20 protein-coding genes and 1 pseudogene are annotated in these 24,417 nt (G+C 73.0%); 12 read left to right on the forward strand and 9 right to left on the reverse strand.

The features are described from left to right. Window positions 1-108: 108 nt before the first annotated feature. Window positions 109-1,794, forward strand: a complete 1,686-nt coding sequence (locus NAG42_RS12720) for a substrate-binding domain-containing protein (protein ID WP_250030438.1) — start codon at window positions 109-111, stop codon at window positions 1,792-1,794. A 21-nt stretch (window positions 1,795-1,815) separates the two neighbouring features. Here NAG42_RS12720 and NAG42_RS12725 read toward each other — a convergent pair whose 3' ends face one another. Further along, entirely contained in the window at window positions 1,816-2,418 is a 603-nt protein-coding gene (locus NAG42_RS12725; RefSeq protein ID WP_250030439.1) for a TetR/AcrR family transcriptional regulator, read from the reverse strand. A gap of 98 nt (window positions 2,419-2,516) precedes the next feature. Between NAG42_RS12725 and NAG42_RS12730 the strand changes: the two genes are divergently transcribed. Next, a complete protein-coding gene (locus NAG42_RS12730; protein ID WP_250030440.1) occupies window positions 2,517-3,284 on the forward strand; it encodes an SDR family NAD(P)-dependent oxidoreductase in 768 nt (255 codons plus the stop codon). A gap of 217 nt (window positions 3,285-3,501) precedes the next feature. Here the strand turns inward: NAG42_RS12730 and NAG42_RS12735 are convergent, their stop codons facing one another. From NAG42_RS12735 to NAG42_RS12770, 8 genes are all read right to left on the reverse strand, one after another. Beyond that, a complete protein-coding gene (locus NAG42_RS12735) occupies window positions 3,502-4,938 on the reverse strand; it encodes a phytoene desaturase family protein (protein ID WP_250030441.1) in 1,437 nt (478 codons plus the stop codon). Then, a complete protein-coding gene (locus NAG42_RS12740) occupies window positions 4,935-6,023 on the reverse strand; it encodes a glycosyltransferase family 2 protein (RefSeq protein ID WP_250030442.1) in 1,089 nt (362 codons plus the stop codon). Before NAG42_RS12740 ends, NAG42_RS12735 begins: the two co-directional genes overlap by 4 nt. Next, the gene (locus NAG42_RS12745; protein ID WP_250030443.1) at window positions 6,020-6,775 is read right to left on the reverse strand and encodes a carotenoid biosynthesis protein; all 756 of its coding nucleotides are present in this window, start codon (window positions 6,773-6,775) and stop codon (window positions 6,020-6,022) included. The genes NAG42_RS12740 and NAG42_RS12745 overlap by 4 nt, the downstream gene beginning before the upstream one ends. After that, window positions 6,762-7,340 carry a GNAT family N-acetyltransferase gene (locus tag NAG42_RS12750; RefSeq protein ID WP_250030444.1) on the reverse strand — a complete coding sequence of 193 codons (579 nt, stop codon included), beginning with the start codon at window positions 7,338-7,340 and terminating at the stop codon, window positions 6,762-6,764. The genes NAG42_RS12745 and NAG42_RS12750 overlap by 14 nt, the downstream gene beginning before the upstream one ends. A gap of 7 nt (window positions 7,341-7,347) precedes the next feature. Next, complete coding sequence (locus tag NAG42_RS12755) at window positions 7,348-7,992, reverse strand: monooxygenase (protein ID WP_250030445.1); 645 nt, start codon at window positions 7,990-7,992, stop codon at window positions 7,348-7,350. Further along, on the reverse strand, window positions 7,992-8,480 hold the full coding sequence (locus NAG42_RS12760; protein ID WP_250030446.1) for a YbaK/EbsC family protein: 489 nt from the start codon (window positions 8,478-8,480) through the stop codon (window positions 7,992-7,994). The genes NAG42_RS12755 and NAG42_RS12760 overlap by 1 nt, the downstream gene beginning before the upstream one ends. A 10-nt stretch (window positions 8,481-8,490) precedes the next feature. Next, entirely contained in the window at window positions 8,491-9,756 is a 1,266-nt protein-coding gene (locus tag NAG42_RS12765) for a ferredoxin reductase family protein (protein ID WP_438872400.1), read from the reverse strand. A 75-nt stretch (window positions 9,757-9,831) separates the two neighbouring features. Continuing rightward, window positions 9,832-10,626: an SDR family NAD(P)-dependent oxidoreductase gene (locus tag NAG42_RS12770; protein WP_250030447.1), complete on the reverse strand. Its 795-nt coding sequence runs from the start codon at window positions 10,624-10,626 to the stop codon at window positions 9,832-9,834. A 39-nt stretch (window positions 10,627-10,665) separates the two neighbouring features. On the opposite strand from NAG42_RS12770, the gene NAG42_RS12775 reads away from it, so the two are divergent. From NAG42_RS12775 to NAG42_RS12820, 10 genes and pseudogenes are all read left to right on the forward strand, one after another. Further along, a complete protein-coding gene (locus NAG42_RS12775; protein ID WP_250030448.1) occupies window positions 10,666-11,547 on the forward strand; it encodes a bifunctional helix-turn-helix transcriptional regulator/GNAT family N-acetyltransferase in 882 nt (293 codons plus the stop codon). A gap of 39 nt (window positions 11,548-11,586) precedes the next feature. Beyond that, a complete protein-coding gene (locus tag NAG42_RS44875) occupies window positions 11,587-12,690 on the forward strand; it encodes a sensor histidine kinase (RefSeq protein ID WP_250030449.1) in 1,104 nt (367 codons plus the stop codon). Then, on the forward strand, window positions 12,691-13,347 hold the full coding sequence (locus tag NAG42_RS12785; protein ID WP_250030450.1) for a response regulator: 657 nt from the start codon (window positions 12,691-12,693) through the stop codon (window positions 13,345-13,347). Window positions 13,348-13,660: 313 nt separating this feature from the next. Next, window positions 13,661-14,656 carry an NAD(P)-dependent alcohol dehydrogenase gene (locus tag NAG42_RS12790; RefSeq protein WP_250030451.1) on the forward strand — a complete coding sequence of 332 codons (996 nt, stop codon included), beginning with the start codon at window positions 13,661-13,663 and terminating at the stop codon, window positions 14,654-14,656. A gap of 975 nt (window positions 14,657-15,631) precedes the next feature. Next, window positions 15,632-16,033, forward strand: a complete 402-nt coding sequence (locus NAG42_RS12795) for an SAV_6107 family HEPN domain-containing protein (RefSeq protein ID WP_250030452.1) — start codon at window positions 15,632-15,634, stop codon at window positions 16,031-16,033. Window positions 16,034-16,838: 805 nt separating this feature from the next. Further along, window positions 16,839-17,519: pseudogene (imuA', locus tag NAG42_RS12800) on the forward strand (DnaE2-dependent mutagenesis accessory factor ImuA'); the annotation flags it as partial. A 431-nt stretch (window positions 17,520-17,950) separates the two neighbouring features. Further along, window positions 17,951-19,771, forward strand: a complete 1,821-nt coding sequence (locus NAG42_RS12805; RefSeq protein ID WP_250030454.1) for a DNA polymerase Y family protein — start codon at window positions 17,951-17,953, stop codon at window positions 19,769-19,771. Between the two features lie 11 nt (window positions 19,772-19,782). Next, window positions 19,783-23,130 (forward strand): error-prone DNA polymerase, encoded by a 3,348-nt coding sequence (locus NAG42_RS12810; RefSeq protein WP_250030455.1) that lies wholly within the window; start codon window positions 19,783-19,785, stop codon window positions 23,128-23,130. Window positions 23,131-23,165: 35 nt separating this feature from the next. Continuing rightward, window positions 23,166-23,549 carry an SSI family serine proteinase inhibitor gene (locus NAG42_RS12815; RefSeq protein ID WP_250030456.1) on the forward strand — a complete coding sequence of 128 codons (384 nt, stop codon included), beginning with the start codon at window positions 23,166-23,168 and terminating at the stop codon, window positions 23,547-23,549. A 32-nt stretch (window positions 23,550-23,581) separates the two neighbouring features. Beyond that, window positions 23,582-24,328, forward strand: a complete 747-nt coding sequence (locus NAG42_RS12820) for a methyltransferase domain-containing protein (RefSeq protein WP_250030457.1) — start codon at window positions 23,582-23,584, stop codon at window positions 24,326-24,328. Window positions 24,329-24,417: the final 89 nt, after the last annotated feature.

A 24,417-nucleotide genomic window follows, 5' to 3' on the forward strand; every position in this document is an offset into this window, starting at 1 on the left:
TCGATGCGCTGATCTTGATCGAGCCCGCGATCCGGGCGATCGGAGCAGCGCAGACAAGAGGGAGAGGTGGGTGCGATGTCGGAGATGCCGAGAGACAACCAGCGACCGATGGACGACCCTGTCGCCCACCACGGACCGCCCGCCGGCGGCGCCGGCCGGGTCCTGCTCGCCACCGTGATCGTGCTGCTGCTGGTGGCCGTGGCCGGCGGGACGACCTGGTGGATGTACAGCCGCGATCCCGCTCCCACGTCGAACGTGGCCGGCCCGACCCGGTCGCCCTCGGCCACGACCTGCCCCGGCGTGAAGCTGCGCGTCGTCGCCGCACCCGAGATCGCGCCGGTGGTGACCACCGCGGCCAAGACGCTCGACGACAACGAGGCCAACCCGTGCGACCCCATCGAGGTCGTGGCCGAGGAGCCCGGCTTCACCGTCGCGAACGCCGCCAAACCCGACGTCTGGATCCCCTCCAGCACCGCCTGGGTGGGCATCGCCAACGCGGGCGGTGCCGCCTTCCGGGCCCAAGGTGAGCCGCTGGCCCACTCGCCGATCGTGCTGGCCGGTCCGCCCGGGGTGACCAACGGGCTGGCCACCGGCGACCGGACGTCGTGGGCGAAGCTGACCGGCGCCGTGGCCGCCGGCCGGGTCCCCGCGGTGTCCATGCCCGATGCCCAGGCCAGCACCATCGGCCTGCTCTCGGTGTATGCGGTCAACGCGGCGATGGCCCGTACCACGCCCGACAGCGGCATCGCCCAGCTGCGCGCCCTGACCCTGCGCAGCCGCCTCAAGGACGCCTCGGCCGATCCGACGAAGACGCTGGCCCGGGTGGCCGAGCAGTGGAACACCAACGGCGTGATCTACGACGTCGGCGTCTTCCCGACCACCGAGCAGCAGCTGCGCACCTATCAGCGGGGCCAGCACACGGTGAAGCTCAACGGTGCGTTCCCAGCTGATGGGATGGTGGAGGCCGATTATCCGTTCGCAGTTGCGAAGAACAATCAGGACATCGAGCTGACCGCCCAGCTGCGCGCGGCGATCACCCGGACGGCGCTCACCAAGGCCGGCTTCCGCCCGGCCTCGCTGCCCGGCACGCTCCCGCTGCCCAAGAAGCCGGCCGGCCTGCTCGCCCCGGCCACCATGTGGAGCCAGTACAAGTCGCTCAGCACCCAGGTGCTGCTGCTCATCGACGCGTCCGGCTCGATGAACAAGAAGATCGCGGCCCCCGGCGGCCGCACCACGACCCGAGCCGGGTTGCTGCGCGAGTCGGGCAAGTTCGCGGCCGAGCTGTTCGCCGAGGACACCAATGTCGGTCTGTGGTTCTTCGGTCAGCCGACGCCGACCAGCCCGCCGCACAAGGAGGTCGTGTCCTACGGGCCGATCACCGGCCCGCTGGACGGCAAGTCGCGGCGCGACGCGCTGGGCAACGCCATGGACGAATACCGGGCGGCCGACAACTCCGGCACCCCGCTCTACAAGTCCGTGCTCGACGGGGTGGCCGAGATGCGCGAGAAGGTCTCACCCGGCACGGTCACGCTGGTCGTGGTGCTGACCGACGGCGAGGACGGCGAGTCCACGTTCAAGATGACGCAGGCCCAGTTCATGTCCAAACTGGCCGCCGAGCAGGACCCGAGCCGCCCGGTCCCGGTCCTCGCCCTCGGCTACGGTCCCGACGTCGACATGAAGGCACTGAACGCCATGTCCGAGGCCACCGGTGGCAAGGCGTTCCCGGCCACCAACCCGGCCGACCTGTCCTCCGCCATCGCCAAGGCCTTCCTGGCCGCCCACGCCCCGCGCTAGAGCCACCCCGGCCGAGACCGGTCAGGCGGCTGCCGGCCAGGCGGCCATGGCCAGTTCCGCGGTGTCGGTGAGCTCGGCGGCGGTGGCGCCGTCCCGGGCTCGCTGCGACATGCCGTGCATGACGGCGGTGAAGTAGGCGGCCAGCTTCCCGGGGTCGGCTGTCGCCGGTATCTCGCCCTCCTGCCGGGCCGTCGCCAAGCGCTTCTCAAAGGTCGCGACGCTGGCGTTGCGCAGGTCGCGCATGTAGACGGCGACATCGACGTCGGCCGCGGCCGCGCTGCAGAGCAGGTTTCCGGCCGGTGTCGCGGGGTCGGTATACATCGTCGCCGCGTCGAACAGGATGCGGTGAAAAGCGGCGTAGGCCGTGGGCTCGCGGGCCATGGCGGCCCAGATGAACTCGCCGGCCGGGGAGTGGCCGTACGCCTCGATGACCTCGGTGAACAACGACCTCTTGTCGCCGAAGGCCGCGTAGAGGCTGCCGGGCCGGATGCCCATCACCCGGGTCAGGTCGTTGATCGAGGTCGCCTCGTACCCGTTCTCCCAGAACAGGCGGGTCGCGGCAGCCAGGGCCGCCGCCCGGTCGAAGGCCGGCGGCCGGCCTCGCCGCACTTCCGATGTGTCCACCTTCCCATTTTAGAACGATCGCTCAAGACAGTTCTTGGTCGATCACTCAAGAATGAGCTACGGTGCTTCTTGAGCGATCATTCAACAAAGGAGCGGTCATGTCAGGAGCACTGCGGGACAAAGTCGCCGTCGTCACCGGCGGCAGTCACGGGATCGGCCGGGCGACCGTCGAGCGGTTCGCCCGGGACGGGGCGATCGTCGGGGTCGGCTACGGCCACGACGAGGCGGCGGCCCGTGACACGGTCGAGCGCATCGGCAAGGACGGCGGGCGTGCCTTCGCCGTGCACACGGAGCTCGGCACTCCTGGGGACGCGGCTCGCTTCTGGGACGCCTTCGACGAGGCGGGCCGGGAGCACGTGCCCGGCGGCAAGCTCGACATCCTCGTCCACAACGCCGCCCTGGGAAGCTTCGCCCGGCTGGCCGACCTCGCCGAGGAGGAGTTCGACCAGGTGATCGCGGTGAATGTGAAGGCGCCGCTGTTCATCACCAAGCTCGCGCTGCCGCGCCTGCGTGACGGCGGCCGGATCATCAACGTCTCCAGCCTCGCGGCCACCGTCGCGAGTCCGGAACTGCTGGCCTACGGCGTCAGCAAGGCGGCGCTGAACACGTTCACCCGGGATCTGGCGGCGGACCTCGGCCCGCGCGGGATCACCGTCAACTCGGTGTCACCCGGCATCGTCATGACCAGGAACAGCCAGTATCTGCGGGACAACGAGGAACTGGCGACGCAACAGGTGGCCCGCGTCGCCCTCGGCCGGCTCGGCGAGCCGGAGGACATCGCCGGCGTTATCGCCTTCCTCGCCTCCGACGAGGGGCGCTGGGTCACCGGCCAGGTCATCGACGCCTCGGGCGGCACCGCGCTCTGAGCAGGGCCACCTGAGGTCGACCGGCACCGGCGGGCGGCGCTGGCTCGGCCCGGCCCGGCCCGGCCCGGCTCGGCTCGGCTCGGCTCGGCCTGGCTCGGCTCGGCTCGGCCTGGCTCGGCTCGGCCTGGCTCGGCTCGGCCTGGCTCGGCTCGGCTCGGCTCGGCCGACATTTGTGGACGGAGCACCAGCCGGAAACGCCGGCTCTGGCGCGTGCGGGTCAGCGGTCCGCCGGGCCGATGCGGTCGGCGACGATCTGGGCCGAGAGCGTCACCATCGGCAGGCCGCCGCCCGGGTGCACCGAGCCGCCGACCAGGTGCAGGCCGTCGACCGGCCCGTGGTTGACCGGCCGCATCAGCCCGCCCGCGGTGCCGTAGATGGCTCCGCCCGGAGCGGCCGTGGCCTCGGCCAGGTCGAAGGGTGTGCGGGTCTCCGAGAAGACCAGCCGGTCCCGGACGTCGAGGCCGCGCCGGGCCAGCACGGCCAGCACGTGGTCGGCGTACGCGTCGGCCAGCCCCGGCCGCCGCCAGTCCACACTGCGCCAGCCGGTGCCGTGGCGGGGCGCGTTGATCAGCACGAACCAGGCCTCGCAGCCCGCGGGGTGCACGGCCGGGTCGGCGGCCCGGGTGACGAAGACCGTCGGGTCGCCGGCCGGCCGGGCCCGTCGCGACGCCGACCCGAAGATGTCGTCGAACTCGCCGTCGTAGTGCGAGGGGAAGAACACTGTGTGGTGGGCCAGCGACGGCGTCTCCCCGCGCACGCCGAGCAGCAGCACGAAACCGCCCAGGCTGCGGTCGGTGAGCCCGGCCAGCCGCCGCGGCTCGGGCAGCAGATCGCGATAGACCGTCAGCGCGTCCACATTCGACACCACCGTGCCGGCCGGCACGAATTCTCCGCCCGCCAGCCGGACGCCGGTGACCCGGCCGCCCTCGGTGGTGATCTTCCGGACCTCGGCGTTCCGCACGATCTCCACCCCGGCCGCGGAACAGCGCCCGGCCAGGGCCGTGGCCAGAGTGCCCAGCCCGCCCGGCACGTACCAGCCGCCGAAGGCCAGCTCCGCGTACGGGACGGCGGCCAGCGCGGCCGGCGCCCGGCGCGGGTCGGCGCCGGTGTAGGTCGCGTACCGGTCGAGCATCGTCCGCAGCCGTGGGTCGCGCAGGTAGCGCCGCCCCAGCGCGCGCAACGACCGGCCGGGCGCGATCGCGGCCAGGTCACCGACCCGCCACGACAGCGCGGCCAGCGACGCCGGGGTCACCGGCTTACGCAGCACCGATCGCCACGACGCGTCCCAGATGCGCCCGGCGCGCCGCCAGAACCGGTCCCAGTCGTGGGCCGCCTCCTCACCCAGCGCGGCCGAGATGCGCGCCAGGAACTCGGCGTGCACGGCCGACGAGTCGAGCACTGTGCCGTCGGCGAAGACGTGCCGCACCACCGGGTCGAGCGGCACCAGCTCGGGCCCGGCGTCGGTGAAGACCTGGGGCAGCGTGAGCAGGCTGGGGCCGGTGTCGAAGCGGAAGCCGTCCCGCTCGTAGACCGCCAGCTTGCCGCCCACCTCGCCGGAGCGCTCGAACACGACCACCGAGTGGCCGGCCGCGGCCAGGCGGGCGGCCGCGGTCAGCCCGCCGACTCCCGCGCCGATCACCACGATCCGGCTCACACCGGCCGTCCCCGCCAGGTCAGGCCGCCTCGCGCGCGCAACCGGAAGGACCGGGCGACGAGGCGGGCGAACACCCCGATCGAGATCGGGTGGGCCAGGGCGTCGGGCCACGCGCGCCCACCCGTCGCCCGGGCTGCCACCACCCGGCCCGCGACCCCGAGGGCGTACGCCGTGAGGGCGATCGCCGCCCACTCGGACTCACCGGCCACGGCCAGCCCGACGGCGGCGAGCGGCGGAACGGCGTACAGGAAAAGAAGCGTGACCACGACGGCGCCGGCCCCGGACCGCGTGCCGAAGGAGGCCCAGAGCGACTTGGCGTAACCGGCGGTGAGCTCGGGCCACGAGTCGTACATGCGGCAGGTGGCCCACCCGGACGCGTCGGCCAGCGCGATCCGGCCGCCGGTCCGCTTGACCGCCCGGGCCAGCGCGATGTCCTCCAGGATCTCGGTGCGCACGGCCGCGTGACCGCCGGCCTTCCGGTACGCCGCCGCGTCGATCACCAGCCACTGCCCACCGGCCGCGGCCAGCGACGGGCGCGGCGAGCGCTCCATCGCGCGCAGGGGCAGGAAGGTCAGCCACGACCACTGCAGCAACGGCTGGACGAGCCGCCCGGCGCCGACGATCCTGGGGTACGGCGAGAGGAGCCCCGCCCCGGCCCGGCGCAACTCGGTCACCGCGGCCGCGATCGCCCCCGGCTCGAGCACCACGTCGGCGTCCACGAAGGACAGCACGTCGGCGTCCCCGGCCGCGTCGGCGAGCTGCTGACAGGCGTACGGCTTGCCCAGCCACCCGGCCGGCAGCGCGGCCCCGGTGTGCAGCCGCACCTTGTCTCCCGCCAGTGACCGCACGATCTCGGCTGTCCCGTCGGTCGACCCGTCGTCGAGCACATGGATCGTCAGCTCCGGGACACGCTGGGCCAGCAGCGACTCCACGCAGGCGCCGACCCGCCCGGCCTCGTCCCGCACCGGCAGCAGGACCGCGACACGCTCGCCCGTCGACGACGCGACCGGCCGCCGGAGCAGCAGCGCGTTCACCGCGGTGTGGGCCGTCAGGGCGACCCACGGGAGCAACGCGAGCCACCTCATGGCCGTCGTCTCCGCAGGCCGGCCAGCACGGGCAGGACGGCCAGGCCCATCAGCACGCCACCCCAGGCCGCCGAGGCGGGCAGGTCGAGGAAGACGGCGTGGGCGAGCACCGACGAAGCGTACGTCCACAGCCAGAGGACCAGCATGGGCTTGTCCTCGCTCCGGGGCTCATGCACCCGGGAGAAATAGCTCAGCGCGGTCATCAGCACCACCGCGAAGCCCAGCCAGCCCAGGTAGTTGCCGACCGGGATGCCGGGCACGCCGGGCAGGGCCGGGGTGGGGGAGAGCCAGCGCCAATAGCCCTCGGCCACCATCTGCGGGTCGAGGAAGAGATCCCAGGCGGCCAGCCCGAACGCGGCCAGCCCGATCCGGGCCCAGCGGGCGATCGGCAGGCGCTGCGCGGCCAGCCAGGCCGGCCAGGCCATCCAGGTCCAGGCCAGCGGGATGATCAGCGGGACGCCGAGCAGCTTGGGACCGAGCTGGCCCGAGTAGTCGTAGGTGCCGAACGGGAAGCCGGTGGCCACCCCGAGCGCCTCGACCGCGAAGCCGCCCAGCGTGGCCGTGCCGATCAGGGCCAGCGCGGCCCGGGTGCCCCGGGTGAGCAGCGCGTGGGCCACCGACAGCACGTAGCCGAGCACGACGGTGGCCACGGTGAACGCGGCCCGGGTCTCGCCGGAGGTCAGCGGATAGCAGATCTGAGCGAGGATCAGAGCCCCGAGCAGAGCCCAGGGTGCGACTTTAGAGACCGACAATGCCGGGTGCGTCTTCCGCGGGCCGCTCGACGACCGGCAGATCCCGGCCGAGGATGGCGAAGGCGCGCTCGTCGCCGGGGAAGTGGAAGTGGCGCAGGACGTCGGTGAAGCCGAACCGGCGGTACAGCCGCCAGGCCCGCGATTTCTGCTCGTCGGCCTCGGGCGTGGAGAGCAGCACCGTCTCGCCGTCGGCCATCGCCAGCAGCGCCCGCAGCTGGCGGGCGCCCACCCCATGCCCCTGCGCGGCCGGGCGGACGTGCAGCTCGACCACCTCGAAGCAGTTGCTCAGCCAGCGGTGCCGGTTGTCGTCGGCCAGGTGGGAGCGCACCTGGTCGTGCCACCACTGGCCGGGTCCGGACGTGTAGCCGTAGCCGAAACCGGCCAGCCGCCCGTCGGTGGTGAGGGTGGCGACCGCGCGGAAACCGGCCCGCCGCACGTGGGCGCCGATGTAACCGCGCCGGGTCTGCAACAGCTCCTGGCGGTAGCCCATGGCCTCGCCGTAGACGCTCACCACGTCGTCGAGCCGCCGCAGCAGATCGTCCGGCTGCCACGCCACGAGCCTCATCGTCGAGTCACGCCCCTCTTACGGTCCAGCTCAGCACGTCGCGGTCGCCCGAGATGTCGTCGACCGCGAATCGGGCGAAAAGCTCCTCGGCATACCACCCATCGGTCGGCGTCCGTGCGATCACCGCTCGATGCTCCGGCTGACGGTACGCGAATCGTGCCAGGTCCGCCGCATTGCGCCACACGCTGACCGTGCCCTGGAAGCCGAGCGGGGCCTCACCGATGCCGAAGTGCGCCAGCAGGCCGGGCGCTCGATCGACTTCCGGGACCACGGCCGGGATGGCGCGCCAGAAGCTGACCGCCCGCGTCGGCCGGAGCCGGGCCCGGGTCAGCGCCAGCACCATGCCCTCCGATTTCCGATTTGTCACTGCGAAAGGCTCCTGGCCCGACCAGCTGCCCCGGCTCGAGAGGGGGGTGAGGTCGATCCGGGCCTTGGCGGCGGCGATCTTGTCCCAGTGGTGCAGGACGACCGGTCGCTCGCTGACGGTTATCGCCGCGTACCGGGTCCAGTCGGCATCGGTGGGGCCGAATCCGTCGGCGGTGCCGAGGAACTTGGCGAATCGCGTCCGGTGCGGGCCCGGGAAGGCGAGACGGAACATCGCGAGCCCCACCCGGTGCCGGGGCACCCGCCAGACGTGCAGCGTGACCGGCATCAGGCCACGTCGGCCGGCGTGCCCGCGGTGACCCGCACCAGCTCGGCGAAGGTGATCGGGAAGACCGCGTGCGGCACCCCGCCGGCCGCCCAGATGTCGCGGTACTGCTGGAGTGCGGTGTCGACCAGCGTACGAACGGGCTTGGGGTGTCCCAGCGGAGCGACCCCACCGATCGCCTGCCCGGTGTGCTCGCGGACGAACTCGGGCGTGGCCCGGCGCAGCTTCCCGAGGCCGAGCGAGGCGGCCACCTTGGCCGTGTCGACCCGGTGCGCGCCCGAGGTCAGCACGAGCAGCGGCTCCCCGTCGGCGTCGAAGATCAGTGAGTTGGCGATCTGCCCGGCGTCGACGCACAGCGCCTCGGCCGCCGCCGCCGCGGTGTGCGCGGCCGCGTCCAGGATGATCACCTGCGACGGGGCGTCGTCGGCGGTGTGCGCGCCCGCGGCGTCCAGGGCATCCTGCACGGCGATGACATTGGGGTGTTCCCTCATCAGCCCATTCTCACCACCCGAACCGTTCCCGGTGCAGGCGGGCCGGGGGAACGCCGGCCGCGCGGGCGGCCCGGAACACCGACGCGGTCCAGGGATCCGGTCCGCAGACGTAGACGTCGTGGCCGGCGAGGTCGGGGGCGAGCGACCGCAGCGCCTGGGTGTCGTCGTAGTCGGCGTACTCGGCCGGGAGCCACGACCCGGCCTCGGCCCGCGGGCCGACCAGCGGCACCAGCCGGACCCCGCGGTGCTCGGCCAGCCATTCGAGCTCCTTGAGGAACGCCACCTCGTGCGGGTGCCGGGTGCGGTAGACCAGGGTCGCGCGGCCGTTCGGGTACGGCAGATCCCAGAGCAGAGCGAGCAGCGGCGTCACCCCCACCCCGCAGGCCAGCATGGTGACCGGGCCACCGGCGTAGGTGGTCGCGGTCATCCGCCCGTACGGCCCCTCGATCAGCGCCCGGGTGCCCGGCCGCAGCCCGGCGACCCGGGAGGTGCCGTCGCCCACCACCTTGACCGTGATGCGCAGGCTGTCGCTGCGCGGCGGCCCCGACAGCGAGAACGGGTGACCGCGCAGACCGTCCCGCCCGTCCAGGAACCGCCACACGAAGAACTGCCCGGCGCGCACCGGCAGCCGGTCGAGCCGCCGCCCGCTCAGATAGACCGACACCAGGCCGGGCGCCTCGGGGTCGACGTGGTCGACGGTCAGCCGGTGCCGCAGCGTCCGCCACACCGGCAGCCCGAGCCGGAACACCAGCACCGAGCCGGCCGCGATCGCGTAGCCGGTCCACCAGAACGCGCGGGCGACCGGTGCCCGGAAGTCACTGCCGAGCAGGAGCATGTGCGGCAGCGCCAGCCCGACCCCCAGATAGGCGTAGAGGTGCAGCAGGTGCCACGACTCGTACCGCATCGACCGGCGCACCCGGCGCACCGACGTGACCACGACCAGGACCAACGCGGCCGTGGCGGCCATCGCCAGGAGCATCTCGGGCCCGGTGACCGACCTTTTCCCGTACGCGATGACAGCGAGCACCACGTGGGCCAGCAGCAGCTGGAACGACGCGAAGCCGGTCCAGCGGTGCCACCGGGCCAGCGTGTCCTGGCCGTACGCGCGCTCGACCCACGGGATGCGCGCCATCAGCACGACCTGGATCAGCAGCAGGTCGGCCGACCACAGCGCGGCCAGCCGGCCCCCGGCGGCCATCCCGGCCGGCGCCTCGTCCAGGCCCACCGTCCACAGTGCGGTGACGAGGAGCAGGGACAGGGCCGTCGTATAGCGCACGAGGCGTGACCGTACGTTTCCGCCGGCCGCCGCGGCAGGGGTCGGTGAACAAGCCCTCGGTTTCCCGGGTTTCCGTTATTCCCGTACGCCGGTGGCCTCTTCACTGGCGTCCCAGAGCGCCGCCGCGGCGGCCGGATCGCTCGCGGGGGCCGAGGTCCGGGCCACCTCGTGCCCGACGTAATAGGCGCCGTTGCGGATCTGATCGATGGTGGCCAGCCAGACCAGGAGCGCGCCGGCCTTCTCGGGCGTGACCAGGAAGGGCGCGTACTTGTAGAAGAAGCGGGTCACCTGGCCCGCCCCGAAGTTGCTGCGGACGACACCCGGGTGGAACGAGACGCTGGTGATCTCGGGCCACCGGCGGGCGGCCTCGGCGGCGAACAGGATGTTGGCCGTCTTGGCCGCGCCGTAGGCCGGGAAGGAGCTGAACCGGCGCGGATCGCCGGCGAAGTCGCGCGGGTCGGGTGCGCCGCGCATGTGGGCCCGCGAGGCGGTGTTCACCACCCGCCCGCCGGTGAGCCGGTCGCGGAGCAGGTGGGTGAGCAGGAACGGCGCCAGGTGGTTGCCCTGGATCGTCGCCTCGAACCCGTCTTTCGTCCGGCGGTAGTGCTCGACCATGCCGCCGGCGTTGTTGGCCAGGACGTCGATCCTCGGGTACCTGTCCCTGATCTTCGCGGCCAGCTCGCGTACCTGATCGAGGTCTTCGAAGTCGGCTCGCAGCACTTCCGCGTTCCGGACCTTCCGGGCCGCCTCCTCGAGGCGGGACGGCGTGCGGCCGACCAGCACGACCTGGTCACCCGCGGCGCTGAACTGCTCGGCGGCGGCCAGCCCGATGCCCGAGCTGCCTCCGGTGATGACCACGGTCCGGCTCATGCTTCCTCCCCGGCATTTCTCTGACTAAGGTCAGAGGTTGTGGATCAGATCGAGCGCGTGCGCGACTTCAACCGGTTCTACACACAGCGCCTCGGCGTACTCCACGATCATTACCTGGGGCAGCGGCGACCGCTCGGCGAAGCGCGGCTGCTCTTCGAGATCGGCGACGGGGCCGGCCTGCGCGACCTGCGCACCCGGCTCGGTCTCGACTCCGGCTATCTCAGCCGGCTGCTGCGCGCGCTGGGGGCCGAGGGCCTGGTCACGGTCGGGCCGCACCCCACCGACGGCCGGGTGCGGATCGCCACGCTGACCGCGGCCGGGCAGCGGGAACGGGCCGACCTCCAGGCGCGCTCCCGGGAGAGCGTGGCCGCGTTGCTGGACCCGCTCACCGATGCCCAGCGGGAGCGGCTGCTCGCGGCGCAAAGCCAGGTCCACCGCCTGATCCGCCTGGCCACGGTCACCCTCGAGGCGGTTCCGGACGACGCGCCCGAGGCTCGCGCCTGCCTCCGGGCGTACGCCTCGGAACTGGACCTTCGCTTCCCCGAGGGGTACGACACCGGCACCCTCATCGCGCCGGGCACCCTGACCGAGGGCACCTTCCTGCTGGCCCGGGAGGATGGTCAGCCGGTTGGCTGCGGGCTGTGGCAGGGGGCTCTGTCCTCGGCTTCGCCGTCTTCGCGGGCGGAGATCCGCCATGTGTGGGTGAGCCCTTCGGTACGCGGTATCGGGCTCGGCCGGCGGCTGCTGACCGCCCTCGAGCAGGACGCGGCCGGGCACGGCGTGACGACGGTGCGGCTGGGCACCCACCCCGCGCTGACCGAGGCGATCGCGCTCTATCGCGCCTGCGGTTACCGCGAGATCCCGTCCTACGACTCCTCGCCCTACAACCAGCTGGCTTTCCTCAAGGAGCTAGTACTTTAGGCCGGTCCGGTTCCGGCGCATCCTTCGTACGATCGGGGCGTGCACGAGACACTCCGCTCGGTCTGGCGGGAACCCCGATCGCCCGGCGCACCAATCCGCGTCCGGCGTGACTGGGTGCTGCTCGGTGTCGTCGTGGTGGCGACCGTCCTCGAAGGACTGCTGACCTCCGCCTGGTCGGGCATGATCCTTGGGCTGCTGCTGGCGCCCACCCTGCTGTGGCGTCGCCGCCGGCCGTTGCTGATGGTCGCGATCGCGTTCCTCGTCTGCCTGTTCTGGGCCGACCCGGGCAACGGCACGCTGGCCTATCTGCTGGTGCTGCCCTATGCGCTGTTCCGCTGGGGCTCCGGGCGCGAGGCGGTGGCCGGGGCCGGGCTGATCTTCGCCAAGATCTCGGTGTCGGCCGCCCTCGGTCACCTCGGGGTGCCCGACATGCTGCTCGGGTTCGTGGCCATGATCGCGGCGTTCGCACTGGCCACCACGTTCCGTTACCGCGCCCGCCTGCTGGAGCGCCGGCTCGGCGAGGCCAAGCTGCGCGAACGCGAACGGCTCGCCCGCGACCTGCACGACACCGTGGCCCACCACGTCTCGGCGATGGCCATCCGGGCCCAGGCCGGCATAGCGGTGGCGCAGCGGCAACCCGAGGCCGCGGTCGACGCGCTGCGGGTCATCGAAGCGGAGGCGACGCGGGCGCTGGCCGAGATGCGCACGATGGTGCGGACGCTGCGCTCCTTCGAGGCCGACGACTTGGCTCCCAGCCCCGGCCTGGCCGATCTCACCACGCTGGCCGGCGGGCCTGGGGCCGGCCCGGTGATCGACGTCGCGCTGTCGGGTGACCTCGACGACGTGCCGGCCACCGTCGGCACGGCCATCTATCGCCTGGCTCAGGAATCGGTCACCAACGCCCGGCGGCACGCCCGGCACGCCACACGCATCTCGGTGCGCGTGGCGGCCGACGGTGAGCTGGTGCGTCTCCACGTGAGCGACGACGGCGAGGGTGCGCGGGCCTCCGCGGCCGGCGGGTTCGGCCTGGCCGGCATGGCCGAGCGGGCCGGGCTGCTCGGCGGCACATGCGAGGCCGGGCCCGGCCCGGGTCGAGGGTGGACGGTCACCGCGGCGCTGCCGCGCACCGGGGCGGCCGCCTGAATGCCGGACGACATCAGGGTGCTCGTCGCCGACGACCAGGAGATCGTGCGCACCGGACTGGTCATGATCCTCAACGCCGAGCCCGGCCTCCGGGTGGTCGGCGAGGCCCCCGACGGGCGCCGGGCGGTCGAGCTGGCCCAGCGGCTGCGTCCCGACGTGTGCCTGTTCGACATCCGCATGCCCGGCATGGACGGTATCGAGGCCACCCGCCGCCTGGCCGGCCCGGCCGTCACCGACCCGCTGGCGGTGGTCGTCATCACCACGTTCGACCTCGACGACCACGTCTATGCCGCGCTGCGCGCCGGGGCCCGCGGTTTCCTGCTGAAGGACGCCGGCACAGCGCTGCTGAGCCAGGCCGTCCACGCCGCCGCCCGCGGCGATGCCCTGATCGCGCCGAGTGTCACCACCCGGCTGCTCCGGGCCTTCGCCGAAACCGGCCCCGCCACGCCCCACCGCCAGCCGATCGACCCCCTCACCGACCGCGAGGAAGAGGTGCTGGTGGCGGTCGCCCGTGGCCGCACCAACGCCGAGGTGGCCGCCGAGCTGCACATCAGCCTCAGCACAGTGAAGACCCACGTGACCAGCCTGATGGCCAAGCTCCTGGTCCGAAACCGGGTGGAGATCGCCATGTGGGCCTACGAAACCGGCCGCCGCTAGCCCCTCTCGTCTTCGCCCCTCCTCGTGTTCTCCGCCGCGCCGCCTTCGCTCCGTGTTGCTCTCGCGCCCTACGCCGCGCTGCCCTTCGCCCCGCGTTGCCCCCGCGCCCACGCCGTGCCGCCCCTCGCCCGGCCTCGCCCCACGCCGCGCCGCCTCTTGCCCGGCCTTGCCCCGCGTCTCGCCGCCCCGCCATGCGGTCGTTCTCCGCTGACGTTGCTCGTTCTTTTGGCCGGGTTGCCTGGTGCCAAGGAACGGTCGTGTTCCGGCCTGTGCTCCGATGAGGACGGACGTCTTCGGTTGTCACGATGAGCGCATGAAGGCGATCTATCAGGAGAAATACGGTGTAGTGGGGCTCGAGGACGTCGACGAGCCGGTAGCCGGTGCGGGTCAGGTCCGCGTACGGGTGCGGGCTGCCTCGGTCAATGCGCGGGACTGGCACGTGATGCGCGGTGACCCCTATCTGGGGCGGCTCTTGCTGCCCGCGGTGATGGGCCCGCGCGGACCGAGGCGCAGGATCCGGGGTACGGATTTCGCGGGAACGGTCGAATCGGTCGGCGCCGGGGTCGACCGGTTCCAGCCCGGTGACGAGGTGTTCGGTGATCTGGGCGACGCGCACGGGGCGTTCGCCGAATACGTGTGCGCCTCCGCGGACGAGATCGAGTTCAAGCCGGGTGGGCTGAGCTGGGAGCAGGCGGCGGCGATGCCGCTGGCCGGCGGGACGGCCCTGCTGAGCCTGCGCGACGTGGGCCGGGTGCGGGCCGGCCGGAGCGTGCTGATCAACGGAGCCTCGGGCGGGGTGGGCACGTTCGCCGTGCAGATCGGCCGGGCGCTCGGCGGATCGGTGACGGCCGTGTGCAGCACCCGCAACGTCGAGCTGGTCCGCTCGCTCGGCGCCGACGAGGTCGTCGACTACCGGAGGAGCGACTTCGTCCGCCTCGGGCGCCGCTTCGACGTGGTGGTGGACCTGGTCGGGAACAGGTCGCTGAGTGACCTGCGCCGGGTGACCGCGCCGGGCGGAACCCTGGTGCTCTCGGGTGGCGGCACGTCGCGCGGGCGGGCCCAGGTCTTCGGGCCGATGCGCCTGATCATCGGCGGGCAGCTCGTGGCCCGGCTGTCGCGCTCGGGCCCGCGGATCGTGGTGCCGGCGACGCGGCCGAGCCGTGAGCTGCTGGCCGGCTTGCGGGAACTCGCCGAGTCGGGCCGGTTGACCCCGGCGATCGATCGCACCTACCAACTGGCCGAGGTGCCGGAGGCGATCCGGTACGTGGAGGAGGAGCACGCCCGGGCCAAGGTCGTCATCACAGTGTGAACTCTTCCGGTTCGCCTCAGGCTCGCGGTCTTGCGTTTTTGTCGTACGTCAGTGCTAGTCTTCTCAGTAGTTAGAACGGATGTTCGAACGCCTTCGAACTGGAAGATCCCGGGCTGGGTTGATCTCGACCTGGGGGATTCTGAGCTTCGCAGGATGAAAGCATCCGGGCTGGCGAACGGGAGCGGTGTTTCGCGGCGCGGCTCCCGGTGCGGCACCCGCGAAGTGCCGCGCGTGAGGTTCCGGGCATTCGCGGGTCCGGGCCTTCAGACAAGGCAGGACCGTCGTCCGCTGCCCCCGACCCCCGGGTGGCGGGCGACGGACCCGCCGGCAGGTCCGGCCGGGTGTGGTGTGGGGAAGCTTCACACCCGGCCGGTCACCCACCACGGGCTGCTGCGCCTTCCTCCGCAGCGCCTCGGTTCGACCCGGCACGTCGGATGCGAGACACGCGAGGAGAAACACATGGCGAGCCACACAGCGCCAAGCCTTTGGCCGGCTCCCGACCTGGCTCCGGCCTGGTCCAGCCCCACGGGCACCGACCTGGCCCCAGCCCGTCCGGTCGCCCACGGCTCGGCCCCCGCCCGTCCGGCGGCACCCGGCATGACTTCGCCCGGCGCGACCACGTTCCGCCAGGCTGCGCCCAGCACTGTTGCGCCCAGCACTGTTGCGCCCGGCACTGTTGCGCCCGGCACTGTTGCGCCCAGCCAGGCTGAGTCACGGCAGGCTGCCCCCGGCGCTCTCGCGCCCCGCCAAGCCGCGCCCCGCCAAGCCGCGCCCCGCCAAGCCGCGCCCCGCCAAGCCGCGCCCCGCCAAGCCGCGCCCCGCCAAGCCGCGCCTGCGCCCCGCCAAGCTGCGCCCGGCGCGGTTGCGCCCCACCAGGCTGCGCCCGGCGCGGTTGCTCCCGGGCCGGTTGTTCCTGGGCTGGCGCATGCGCCGACCGCGGCTGTCCGGGCCGACGCCCCCACCGTGCCGGCGCACATGTTGCCTCAGCGCACACCCGCCCAGCTGCTGACCATCGCGCGCGACGGCCTCGCCGAGGCGGCTCGCACCGGGCCCGACGGCCTGCGTTACGCGGCGGCTCACCTGGCCGCTCTGCGCGCCGCGGCGGCCGTGCTCGCGGCTCGAGCCCGTCCCGCGCCGGCCAGCCGCCGCAGCCGAGTGACCAGCGTCTGGTCGCTGCTGGTGCTGGTGGCGCCCGACTTCGGCGAGTGGGCCAACTACTTCGCTCTGGGAGCCTCCAAGCGCGCCGCGGCCGAGGCCGGCATCCCGCGCGTGGTCAGCCCCCGCGAGGCCGACGATCTCCTGCGAGCCGCCGAGCAGTTCGTGGCCGTCGTCGAGTCCACGCTGGGCCTCACCTACCAGCCTCCGCTGGCCGCCTGAGCGTCGCCGCCGGCACGACCGGCGAGATCGAGCCTTCGGCCTGACGCTCCCCGCTAACCCTGGGCGAGCGTCTCGTCGTCGTGGCTTCGAGCCGACGCCGACGCCGGCGCCGTCGCCGGTGCAGCCATCCAGCGCACTCGGCCCCCGCCGTCGCCCGCCGACCGCGTCGGAGCCCCTCCGCGACTGAGCTATCAGCGAGAACCACTGATGAGACCGGCGACAGCCCATGGAGGTGCGAGCAGTGGGTCTGATCACGGGGTGCTTGGCGTCGCGCCGGCCGACGACTTCGGTTCGGCACCGGGTGGTTGTGGCGCGAGGGGCGGCGTGCCGGTTGACGGCACCGGGTGGTTGTAGCGCGAGAGGTGTCCTGTCAGCCGGCGGCTTCGGTTCGGCATGGGGTGGTTGTGGCTCGAAGGCGTGCCGGCTGACGGCTTCATTCGGCTTGGGTGGTGTGGTGCGAGGGGGCGTGTCGGCTGGCGGTTTTGGTTCGGCATCGGGTGGTTGTGGTGTGGGGGGCTTCGTGTCGGCTGGTGGCTTTGGTTCGGCGCCGGGTGGTTGTGGTGTGGGGGGCTTCGTGTCGGCTGGTGGCTTTGGTTCGGCGCCGGGTGGTTGTGGTGTGGGGAGCGTCGTGTCGGTTGGTGGCTTCGGGTTGGCGGTGGGTTGTCGGTTGGCTCGCTTCGAGTCGGCCGGTGGTGAGCGTGGTGGGTGGCGGGTGGAGGAGGGGCGGATGGCCTGAGCGGGACATCGGAAACCGGACGGCTCGTGGCGGGCGAGCACGAAACTGAGCAACAGAGTGAGGCAACACATGGCGGGACGCATGATCAGCGGTGCGGCCGCCCTTGCTGAGCTGGTTCGGGCGGCGGGTGAGACGGAGACGGCGGGCCTGCACCGGACGCTGCCGGTGGCGCCCGAGCTGAGTTCGCTGCTGCCCGGTCACGGGTTGCGCCGCGGCAGCACCGTCGCGGTGGCCGCCGGGCAGTCCGCCACCGCCGCCGGTGGGACGTCCCTGCTGCTGGCTCTGTTGTCCGAGGCCTCCCGGACGGGCTCCTGGTGCGCGGTGGTCGGCGTGCCGTCGCTGGGCGCGATCGCCGCCGCCGAGAACGGGATCGCCCTCGACCGGCTGGCTCTGGTGCCCGACCCCGGCCCGGAGTGGCCCACCGTGGTGGCGGCCCTGATCGACGGCGTCGACCTCATCGTCCTGGCCGTTCCCGGTGGCGTCTCGGCCTCGATCGCCTCCCGCCTGGTGGCCCGGGCCCGGCAGCGGGGCAGCGTCCTGGTTCCCTACGGCGACTGGTCCGGCGCCGACGTGACCTTGCGGGTGCTCGACGCCCACTGGGAGGGCCTCGACGAAGGCCACGGCCGCCTGCGCCGCCGCCAGGTGAGAGTCCTGGCCCGCGGCCGCGGAGCCGCCGCCCGCCCCAAAGAGATCACCATGTGGATGCCCGGCGTCACGATCCGCCCCCTCACCCCACCCTCAGCCCCCGGCCGAACCCCTCCCGTCAAGTCCACTGCGGACAAACCCACTCGTCCTCGGCTCGCCTCCGTCCCCGACATCCCCCAGCAACCGCCGTCCCCCGCGGCGCAGTCAAGCGGCTCGGCGGAGCCTGTTCCCGCTCCGCACCCCACCGGCGTCTCCCAGCCGTCTTCGTCTCCAGCGGCGCAGGCGAGCGGCCCCGCGGGGCTTGTTCCCGGTTCGCGCCTGACCGGCGTCCGGCCGCCTCCGTCCAAGGCGGCCAGGACAAACGGTTCGGCGCCCGTCGGCGTCTCCCAGCAGCTGCCCGTTGTGCGTTCCGGGCATTCGGTGCAGCTCACTCTCGTACCCTCGCTCGAACGGCCGGTCGACGGTGAGGACGAGGACGGTGCTGGGCCGGGGGAGAGGGCAGAACGCTCCGGGTCCGGGTCGGCGGCGGTGATGTGATGAGTGCCGGTGGGCGGACGATGTTGCTCTGGTGCCCGGACTGGCCGGTGGTCGCGGCCGAGATCGTGCTGGGGATTCCGGCTGCTCAGGCCGTCGTCGTGGTGCACGGCAACCGGGTGATCGCCTGCTCCGAGGTGGCTCGGCGGGAAGGCGTACGCCGGGGGTTGCGACGCCGGGAGGCGCAGAGCCGATGCCCTCAGGTCACCGCCGTCGAGCATGACCCGGGGCGGGACGCGCGGGCCTTCGAACCCGTCGTCGCCGCCGTCGAGGAGGTCGCGGTGGGTGTCGAGGTGATCCGGCCGGGGGCTCTGGCGTTCGCCGCGCGCGGGCCGTCACGGTATTTCGGCGGGGAGGAGGCCGCGGCCGAGCGGATCGTCGAGCAGGTCGCGCAGGCCTGTGAGGTGGAGAGTCAGGTCGGCATCGCCGAAGGGGTGTTCGCGGCCGGGCTCGCGGCCCGCGGCGGCCGGGTGATCGAGCCCGGCGGGACCCCGGCCTTCCTGCGGTCGCAGCCCATCGAGGCGATCGAGCGACCCGAGCTGACCGACCTGCTCCGGCGGCTCGGCCTCCAGACGCTGGGTGAGTTCGCGGCGCTGCCCGCCGGTGACGTGCTGACCCGGTTCGGCTTCGACGGCGCGCTCGTGCACCGGCTCGCCGCCGGCCTCGACCATCGGCCGCTCGCGGTGCGCCGGCCGCCGCCCGATCTGGAGGTCTCCGAGACGTACGACGAGCCTCTGGAACGGGTGGACATGGCTGCCTTCGCCGGCCGGGCGCTGGCCGAGCGGCTGCACGACAAGCTCGCCGCGCACGGGCTGGCCTGCACCCGCCTGGGCATCGAGGCGGTCACCGCGAACGGCCAGGAACTGCATCGCGTCTGGCGCCACGACGGCACGCTCACCGCGGCCGCCATCGCCGAGCGGGTCCGCTGGCAGCTCGACGGCTGGCTCACCGGCGCCCGCCGCGGCGCCCCGGCCCGCCCCACCGCCGGCCTCGTGCGGCTGCGCCTGGTCCCGGACGGTGTGCTCGTCCACCTCGGACTGCAGCCGGGGCTCTGGGGTGACGCCGGCGCCGACCGCGAGCGGGCCCACCGTGCCTTCAGCCGGGTACAAGGCTTGCTCGGCCCCGAATCGGTGGTCACCCCGGTGTTCAGCGGCGGCCGCAACGCCGACGACCAGATCCGCCTGGTCCCCTGGGGTGACGAGCGTGACCCGCACCGCCCCGCGGCTCCCCAGGCCGAGCCGGTCCCCGGCATCCGGACCCACCCGGTCCTGGCCCACGTGCCGCCCCCGCTCACCATCGCCGAGCCGGACGACGGATCAGACCGCACCCCGGCAGAGCCGGCCGACGGATCGGACCGCACCCCGGCAGAGCCGGCCGACGGATCGGAAAGCCGCACCCCAGGAGACACGCGTCCCCAGGACGAGACCGGCGTGACCATGGTGGCGGTGCCGCCCGGTGGCCGGCGTCGCCGGCGGACGGCTCCGTCACTCGCGCTGCCGCCCTGGCCCGGCCGGCTGCCCAAGCCGGCCCCGGCCCTGGTGCTGACCAGGCCGCTCCCGGCCGTGGTCCTCGACCGGGACGGCACCCCGGTCGGGGTGAGCGCCCGCCTGGAGCTCACCGCCGACCCCGCGGCCCTGATCGTCGAGCGTGCCCGGCCCGTCGCGGTCACCGGGTGGGCCGGGCCGTGGCCGGTCGACGAGCGCTGGTGGGCTCCCGCCGAGTCCCGCCGCCGGGCACGTTTCCAGGTGGTCGTGGCGGACGGCCGCGCCCTGCTGCTGAGCCTGGCCGGCGGCCACTGGGCCGTGGAGGCCCTCTATGACTGAGGGGAGTGGCTGTGGGCTTCCATAACCCCAAGATGTCCTGGTCGGACCTGGAGAGGTCGCTCACCGGGAAGGGTGAGCGGCACCTGCAGCCGGTCGTCGACCCGCTCGCCGTCGACGGTGACGGTGGCGACTCGCCCGCCTGGTCGCGCAAGCGGCAGCCCTACGAGGCGCCCGCCCTGGTGCGGCGTGAGCAGGTCACCCCGTACGCGGAACTTCACTGCCACAGCAATTTCAGCTTTCTCGACGGCGCGAGCCACCCCGAGGAACTGGCCGAGGAGGCCGCCCGCCTCGGCCTGAACGGGCTGGCCGTCACCGACCACGACGGCTTCTACGGCGTTGTCCGTTTCTCTCAGGCCGCCCGCGAGCTCGGCCTGCCCACCATCTTCGGCGCCGAGCTGTCGCTCGATCTGAGCAAGCCGCAGAACGGTGAGGCCGACCCCGAGGGCCGCCACCTGCTCGCCCTGGCCCACGGTCACGAGGGCTACGCCCGGCTGGCCGCCGTGATCTCCCGCGGTCAGCTCGCCGGCGGCGAGAAGGGCAAGCCCGAGTACGGCGATCTGGAGCACCTCGCCGAGACGCTGCGCGACCACGTGCTGATCCTCACCGGCTGCCGCAAGGGCCCGGTCCCGTCGGCGCTGGCCACCGGGGGCCTGGACGCGGCCGCAGCCGAGCTCGATCGCCTGGTCGACCTCTTCGGCCGGCCGAACGTCGCCGTCGAGCTGACCTCGCACGGCGACCCGTACGACGACGACCGCAACGACGCGCTCTTCGAGCTGGCCGGAAGCCGCCGCCTCGAGGTGGTCGCCACCAACAACGTGCACTACGCGACCCCGGCCCGGCGCCGGCTGGCCACCGCGCTGGCCGCCGTCCGCTCGCGCCGCAGCCTCGACGAGATCGACGGCTGGCTGCCCGCGGCCGGCACCGCCCACCTGCGCAGCGGCGACGAGATGGCCCGCCGGTTCGCCGCCTATCCGGGCGCGGTGGCCAACGCCGCCATGTTCGGCGAGGACCTCGCGTTCGACCTCGACCTGGTCGCTCCCAAGCTGCCCGACTTCCCGATCCCCGCGGGCCACACCGAGATGACCTGGCTGCGCGAGCTCACCATGCGCGGCGCCCAGGAGCGTTACGGCCCGCCGCAGGCGCATCCGAAGGCCTACGAGCAGATCGAGTACGAGCTCCGCATGATCGACGAGCTCGGCTTCCCCGGCTACTTCCTGGTCGTCTACGACATCGTCCAGTTCTGCCGGGACCAGGGGATCTATGCCCAGGGCCGGGGCAGCGCGGCCAACTCCGCCGTCTGTTACGCGCTGCGCATCACCAATGTGGACGCTGTCGCCCACAACCTGCTCTTCGAGCGCTTCCTGGCCCCGGAGCGCGACGGCCCGCCCGACATCGACGTCGACATCGAGTCGGACCGGCGGGAGGAGGTGATCCAGCACGTCTACGAGTTGCACGGCCGCGAGCACACCGCCCAGGTCGCCAACGTCATCTCGTACCGGCCGCGCTCGGCGGTGCGGGACATGGCCAAGGCGTTCGGGTTCTCGCCGGGGCAGCAGGACGCCTGGAGCAAGCAGATCGACCGGTGGGGGAGCGTGGCCACGGTCGACGTCGAGGACATCCCGGCTTCCGTGGTCGAATTCGCCAATCAGGTGCAGGACTTCCCCCGCCACCTGGGGATCCACTCGGGCGGCATGGTGATCTGCGACCGCCCGATCATCGAGGTCTGCCCGGTCGAGTGGGGACGGATGCCGGGCCGCACCGTGCTGCAGTGGGACAAGGACGACTGTGCGGCGATCGAGCTGGTCAAGTTCGACCTGCTAGGCCTCGGCATGCTGTCGGCGCTGCGGTACGCGTACGAGATGATCGAGTCTGACTTGGACATCTCGACCATGGACCTCACCGACGAAGAGGTCTACGCGATGCTCTGCCGGGCCGACTCGGTGGGCGTCTTCCAGGTGGAGAGCCGGGCCCAGATGGCGACCCTGCCCCGGCTCAAGCCGAACTGCTTCTACGACCTGGTGGTGGAGGTCGCGCTGATCCGTCCCGGCCCGATCCAGGGCGGCTCGGTCCACCCGTACATCAGAAGGAAGAACGGTCTGGAGCCGGTCACCTATCCGCACCCGTTGATGCGCAACGCGCTCGAGAAGACGCTCGGCGTGCCGCTCTTCCAGGAGCAGCTCATGCAGCTGGCGATCGACGTGGCCGGCTTCGAACCGGCCGAGGCCGACCAGCTGCGCCGCGCGATGGGCTCCAAGAGGTCGGTCGAGAAGATGGAGAAGATCAAGAGCCGGCTGTACGCGGGGATGGCCGCCAACGGGATCGCCGGCGAGCTGGCCGACGAGTTGTTCGTGAAGCTCTCCGCCTTCGCCAACTACGGCTTCCCGGAGAGCCACTCGATGAGCTTCGCCTATCTGGTGTACGCCAGCGCCTGGCTCAAGCGATACCACCCGGCGGCCTTCTGCGCGGCCCTGCTCAACGCCCAGCCGATGGGTTTCTATTCGCCGCAGTCGCTGGTCGACGACGCCCGCCGGCACGGGGTCGAGGTGCGCCGCCCCGACATCAACCTGAGCGACGCCCGGGCCACCCTCGAGTCGACGCCGCAGACCCGGTGGGGTGCGCTGCCGGGGGAGCCGCCCCACGCGTGGGGTCTCGGCGGTCCGGCTGTGCGGCAGGGTCTGGCCAGCATCCGTACGCTCGGCGAGGACCTCGCCGAGCGCATCGAGCAGGAGCGCCGGGCCCACGGTCCCTACCGCGGCATGACCGACCTCTCCCGGCGTACGGGATGTTCCACCACCCACCTGGAGGCGCTGGCCACAGCCGACGCCTTCGCGGGTTTCGGCCTCACCCGGCGCGAGGCGCTCTGGGCCGCGGGGGCGGCCGCGCAGGATCGGCCCGACCGCCTGCCCGGCACGGTGACCGGCACCGACGCGCCGATGCTGCCCGGGATGAGCGCGGTCGACGAGCTGGTGGCCGACGTCTGGGCCACCGGCCTGTCCCCCGAGACGCACCCGGCCCAGTTCCTGCGGGCCGATCTCGACAAGGTGGGCGCCCTGCCGATCGCCCGGGTGGGCCGGGTCGACGCCGGCACCCGCATCCGGGTCGGCGGGATCGTCACGCACCGGCAGCGCCCGGCGACCGCGGGCGGCGTGACCTTCGTGAACCTCGAGGACGAGACCGGGATGCTCAACGTGACCTGCTCGCCGGGGCTGTGGCAGCGTTACCGCCGGGTGGCCCGCACCAGCTCGGCACTGATCGTGCGGGGCCGGCTGGAGAAGTCCGAGGGCGTGCTCAACCTGGTCGCGGACCGGCTCGAAGCGCTCACCCCACCGGTGACCCCGGCCTCCCGGGACTTCCGCTAGACATTCCTTTCGCCCGATTTTGTACCTTTGATGACATGCTCCCTCTTCTTCTGGCCGCCGCACTCATCGGTCCCGTGCCCGACCCGCCGCCCACCTACGGCTCCCCGCCCCGTCCCACCACCGAGAGCGCGGTGACGCTCAGCTACCAGGCCGACGCCGGCTTCGCGATGGCGGTCAAGCTCACCTGCGGCCCGCCCGGCGGCGGCCATCCTCGCGCCGCGCAGGCCTGTGCCACTCTCGAGCAGGTCGGCGCCGACCCGGGCCGGATCACGCAGACGTCGACGGCCTGCGTCCTGCTCTACAAGCCGGTCACCGCCACGCTCAGCGGCACCTGGCAGGGGCGCGAGGTCAGCTGGACCCACCGCTTCGGCAACAGCTGCGAGATGCGCCGCGCCACCGGCGTGCTGTTCCGGTTCTGAGAGTCGCACCCGCCTGCCGTTACTCTGCCCCTGTGGACAACGCATCGACGCGGACAGCGCGCCCGCTCGTCTCCGCCCGCACCGCCGCCGTGTGGGCGGTGCTGCGCCGCGAGCTGGAGCGGGACCCCGGCCGTGAGCTGACCGTGCTGGACGTCGGCGGCGGCACCGGCGGCTTCGCCGTTCCGCTGGCCGAGGCCGGGCACTCCGTCACCGTCGTCGACGCCAGCCCCGACGCGCTGGCCGCGCTGACCCGCCGGGCGGCCGACGCCGGGATGGCCGGCCGCATCCGGGCCGTGCAGGGTGACGGCGACGCGCTGGCCGGGCTGGTCGCGCCGGGCAGCGTCGACCTGATCCTCTGCCACGCCGTGCTCGAGGTCGTCGACGACCCGGTCGGCGTGGTCACCGCGATGGCCACGGCGCTGCGCCCCGGGGGAGCGGTGAGCGTGCTGGTCGCGGGCCGGGCGGCGGCCATCCTGGGCCGGGCGATCAACGGGCACCTGCGAGCGGCCGGCGCGGTGGCGGCCGACCCCGAGGGCCGGGCCGGTGCCCGCGACACCCTGCGCCGGCGCTACGACGCGCAGACCGCGACCGACCTGCTGGCCGCGGCCGGGCTGACGATCGAGCAGACCCATGGCGTCCGGGTCCTGGCCGACCTGCTGCCGGCCGCTGTGGTCGAGGAGGATCCGCAGGCGCTGCTGGACCTGGAGCTGGAGCTGTCGGCCCGGCCCCCGTTCCGCGACATCGCCTCCCAGCTGCACCTCTTCGCCCGCAAGCCATGACCGCCGCGCCGCCCCCGACGTTGCCCGCCGGGTTGTCGGCCGCCGGGTTGCCCGCTGGGTTGTCCGCCACGTTGCCCGCTGGGTTGTCC

Source organism: Paractinoplanes maris, from assembly GCF_023544465.1.
GTDB lineage: Bacteria > Actinomycetota > Actinomycetes > Mycobacteriales > Micromonosporaceae > Actinoplanes > Actinoplanes maris.

Coding starts and splice junctions, on each gene's coding strand:
- NAG42_RS12815 (WP_250030456.1), top strand. CDS start 23,166: ATGCTCCCTCTTCTTCTGGCCGCCGCACTCATCGGTCCCGTGCCCGAC.
- NAG42_RS12795 (WP_250030452.1), top strand. CDS start 15,632: ATGTTGCCTCAGCGCACACCCGCCCAGCTGCTGACCATCGCGCGCGAC.
- NAG42_RS12750 (WP_250030444.1), bottom strand. CDS start 7,340: ATGAGGCTCGTGGCGTGGCAGCCGGACGATCTGCTGCGGCGGCTCGAC.
- NAG42_RS12740 (WP_250030442.1), bottom strand. CDS start 6,023: ATGAGGTGGCTCGCGTTGCTCCCGTGGGTCGCCCTGACGGCCCACACC.
- NAG42_RS12770 (WP_250030447.1), bottom strand. CDS start 10,626: ATGAGCCGGACCGTGGTCATCACCGGAGGCAGCTCGGGCATCGGGCTG.
- NAG42_RS12720 (WP_250030438.1), top strand. CDS start 109: ATGGACGACCCTGTCGCCCACCACGGACCGCCCGCCGGCGGCGCCGGC.
- NAG42_RS12805 (WP_250030454.1), top strand. CDS start 17,951: ATGAGTGCCGGTGGGCGGACGATGTTGCTCTGGTGCCCGGACTGGCCG.
- NAG42_RS12755 (WP_250030445.1), bottom strand. CDS start 7,992: ATGCCGGTCACGCTGCACGTCTGGCGGGTGCCCCGGCACCGGGTGGGG.
- NAG42_RS12790 (WP_250030451.1), top strand. CDS start 13,661: ATGAAGGCGATCTATCAGGAGAAATACGGTGTAGTGGGGCTCGAGGAC.
- NAG42_RS12730 (WP_250030440.1), top strand. CDS start 2,517: ATGTCAGGAGCACTGCGGGACAAAGTCGCCGTCGTCACCGGCGGCAGT.
- NAG42_RS12785 (WP_250030450.1), top strand. CDS start 12,691: ATGCCGGACGACATCAGGGTGCTCGTCGCCGACGACCAGGAGATCGTG.
- NAG42_RS12760 (WP_250030446.1), bottom strand. CDS start 8,480: ATGAGGGAACACCCCAATGTCATCGCCGTGCAGGATGCCCTGGACGCC.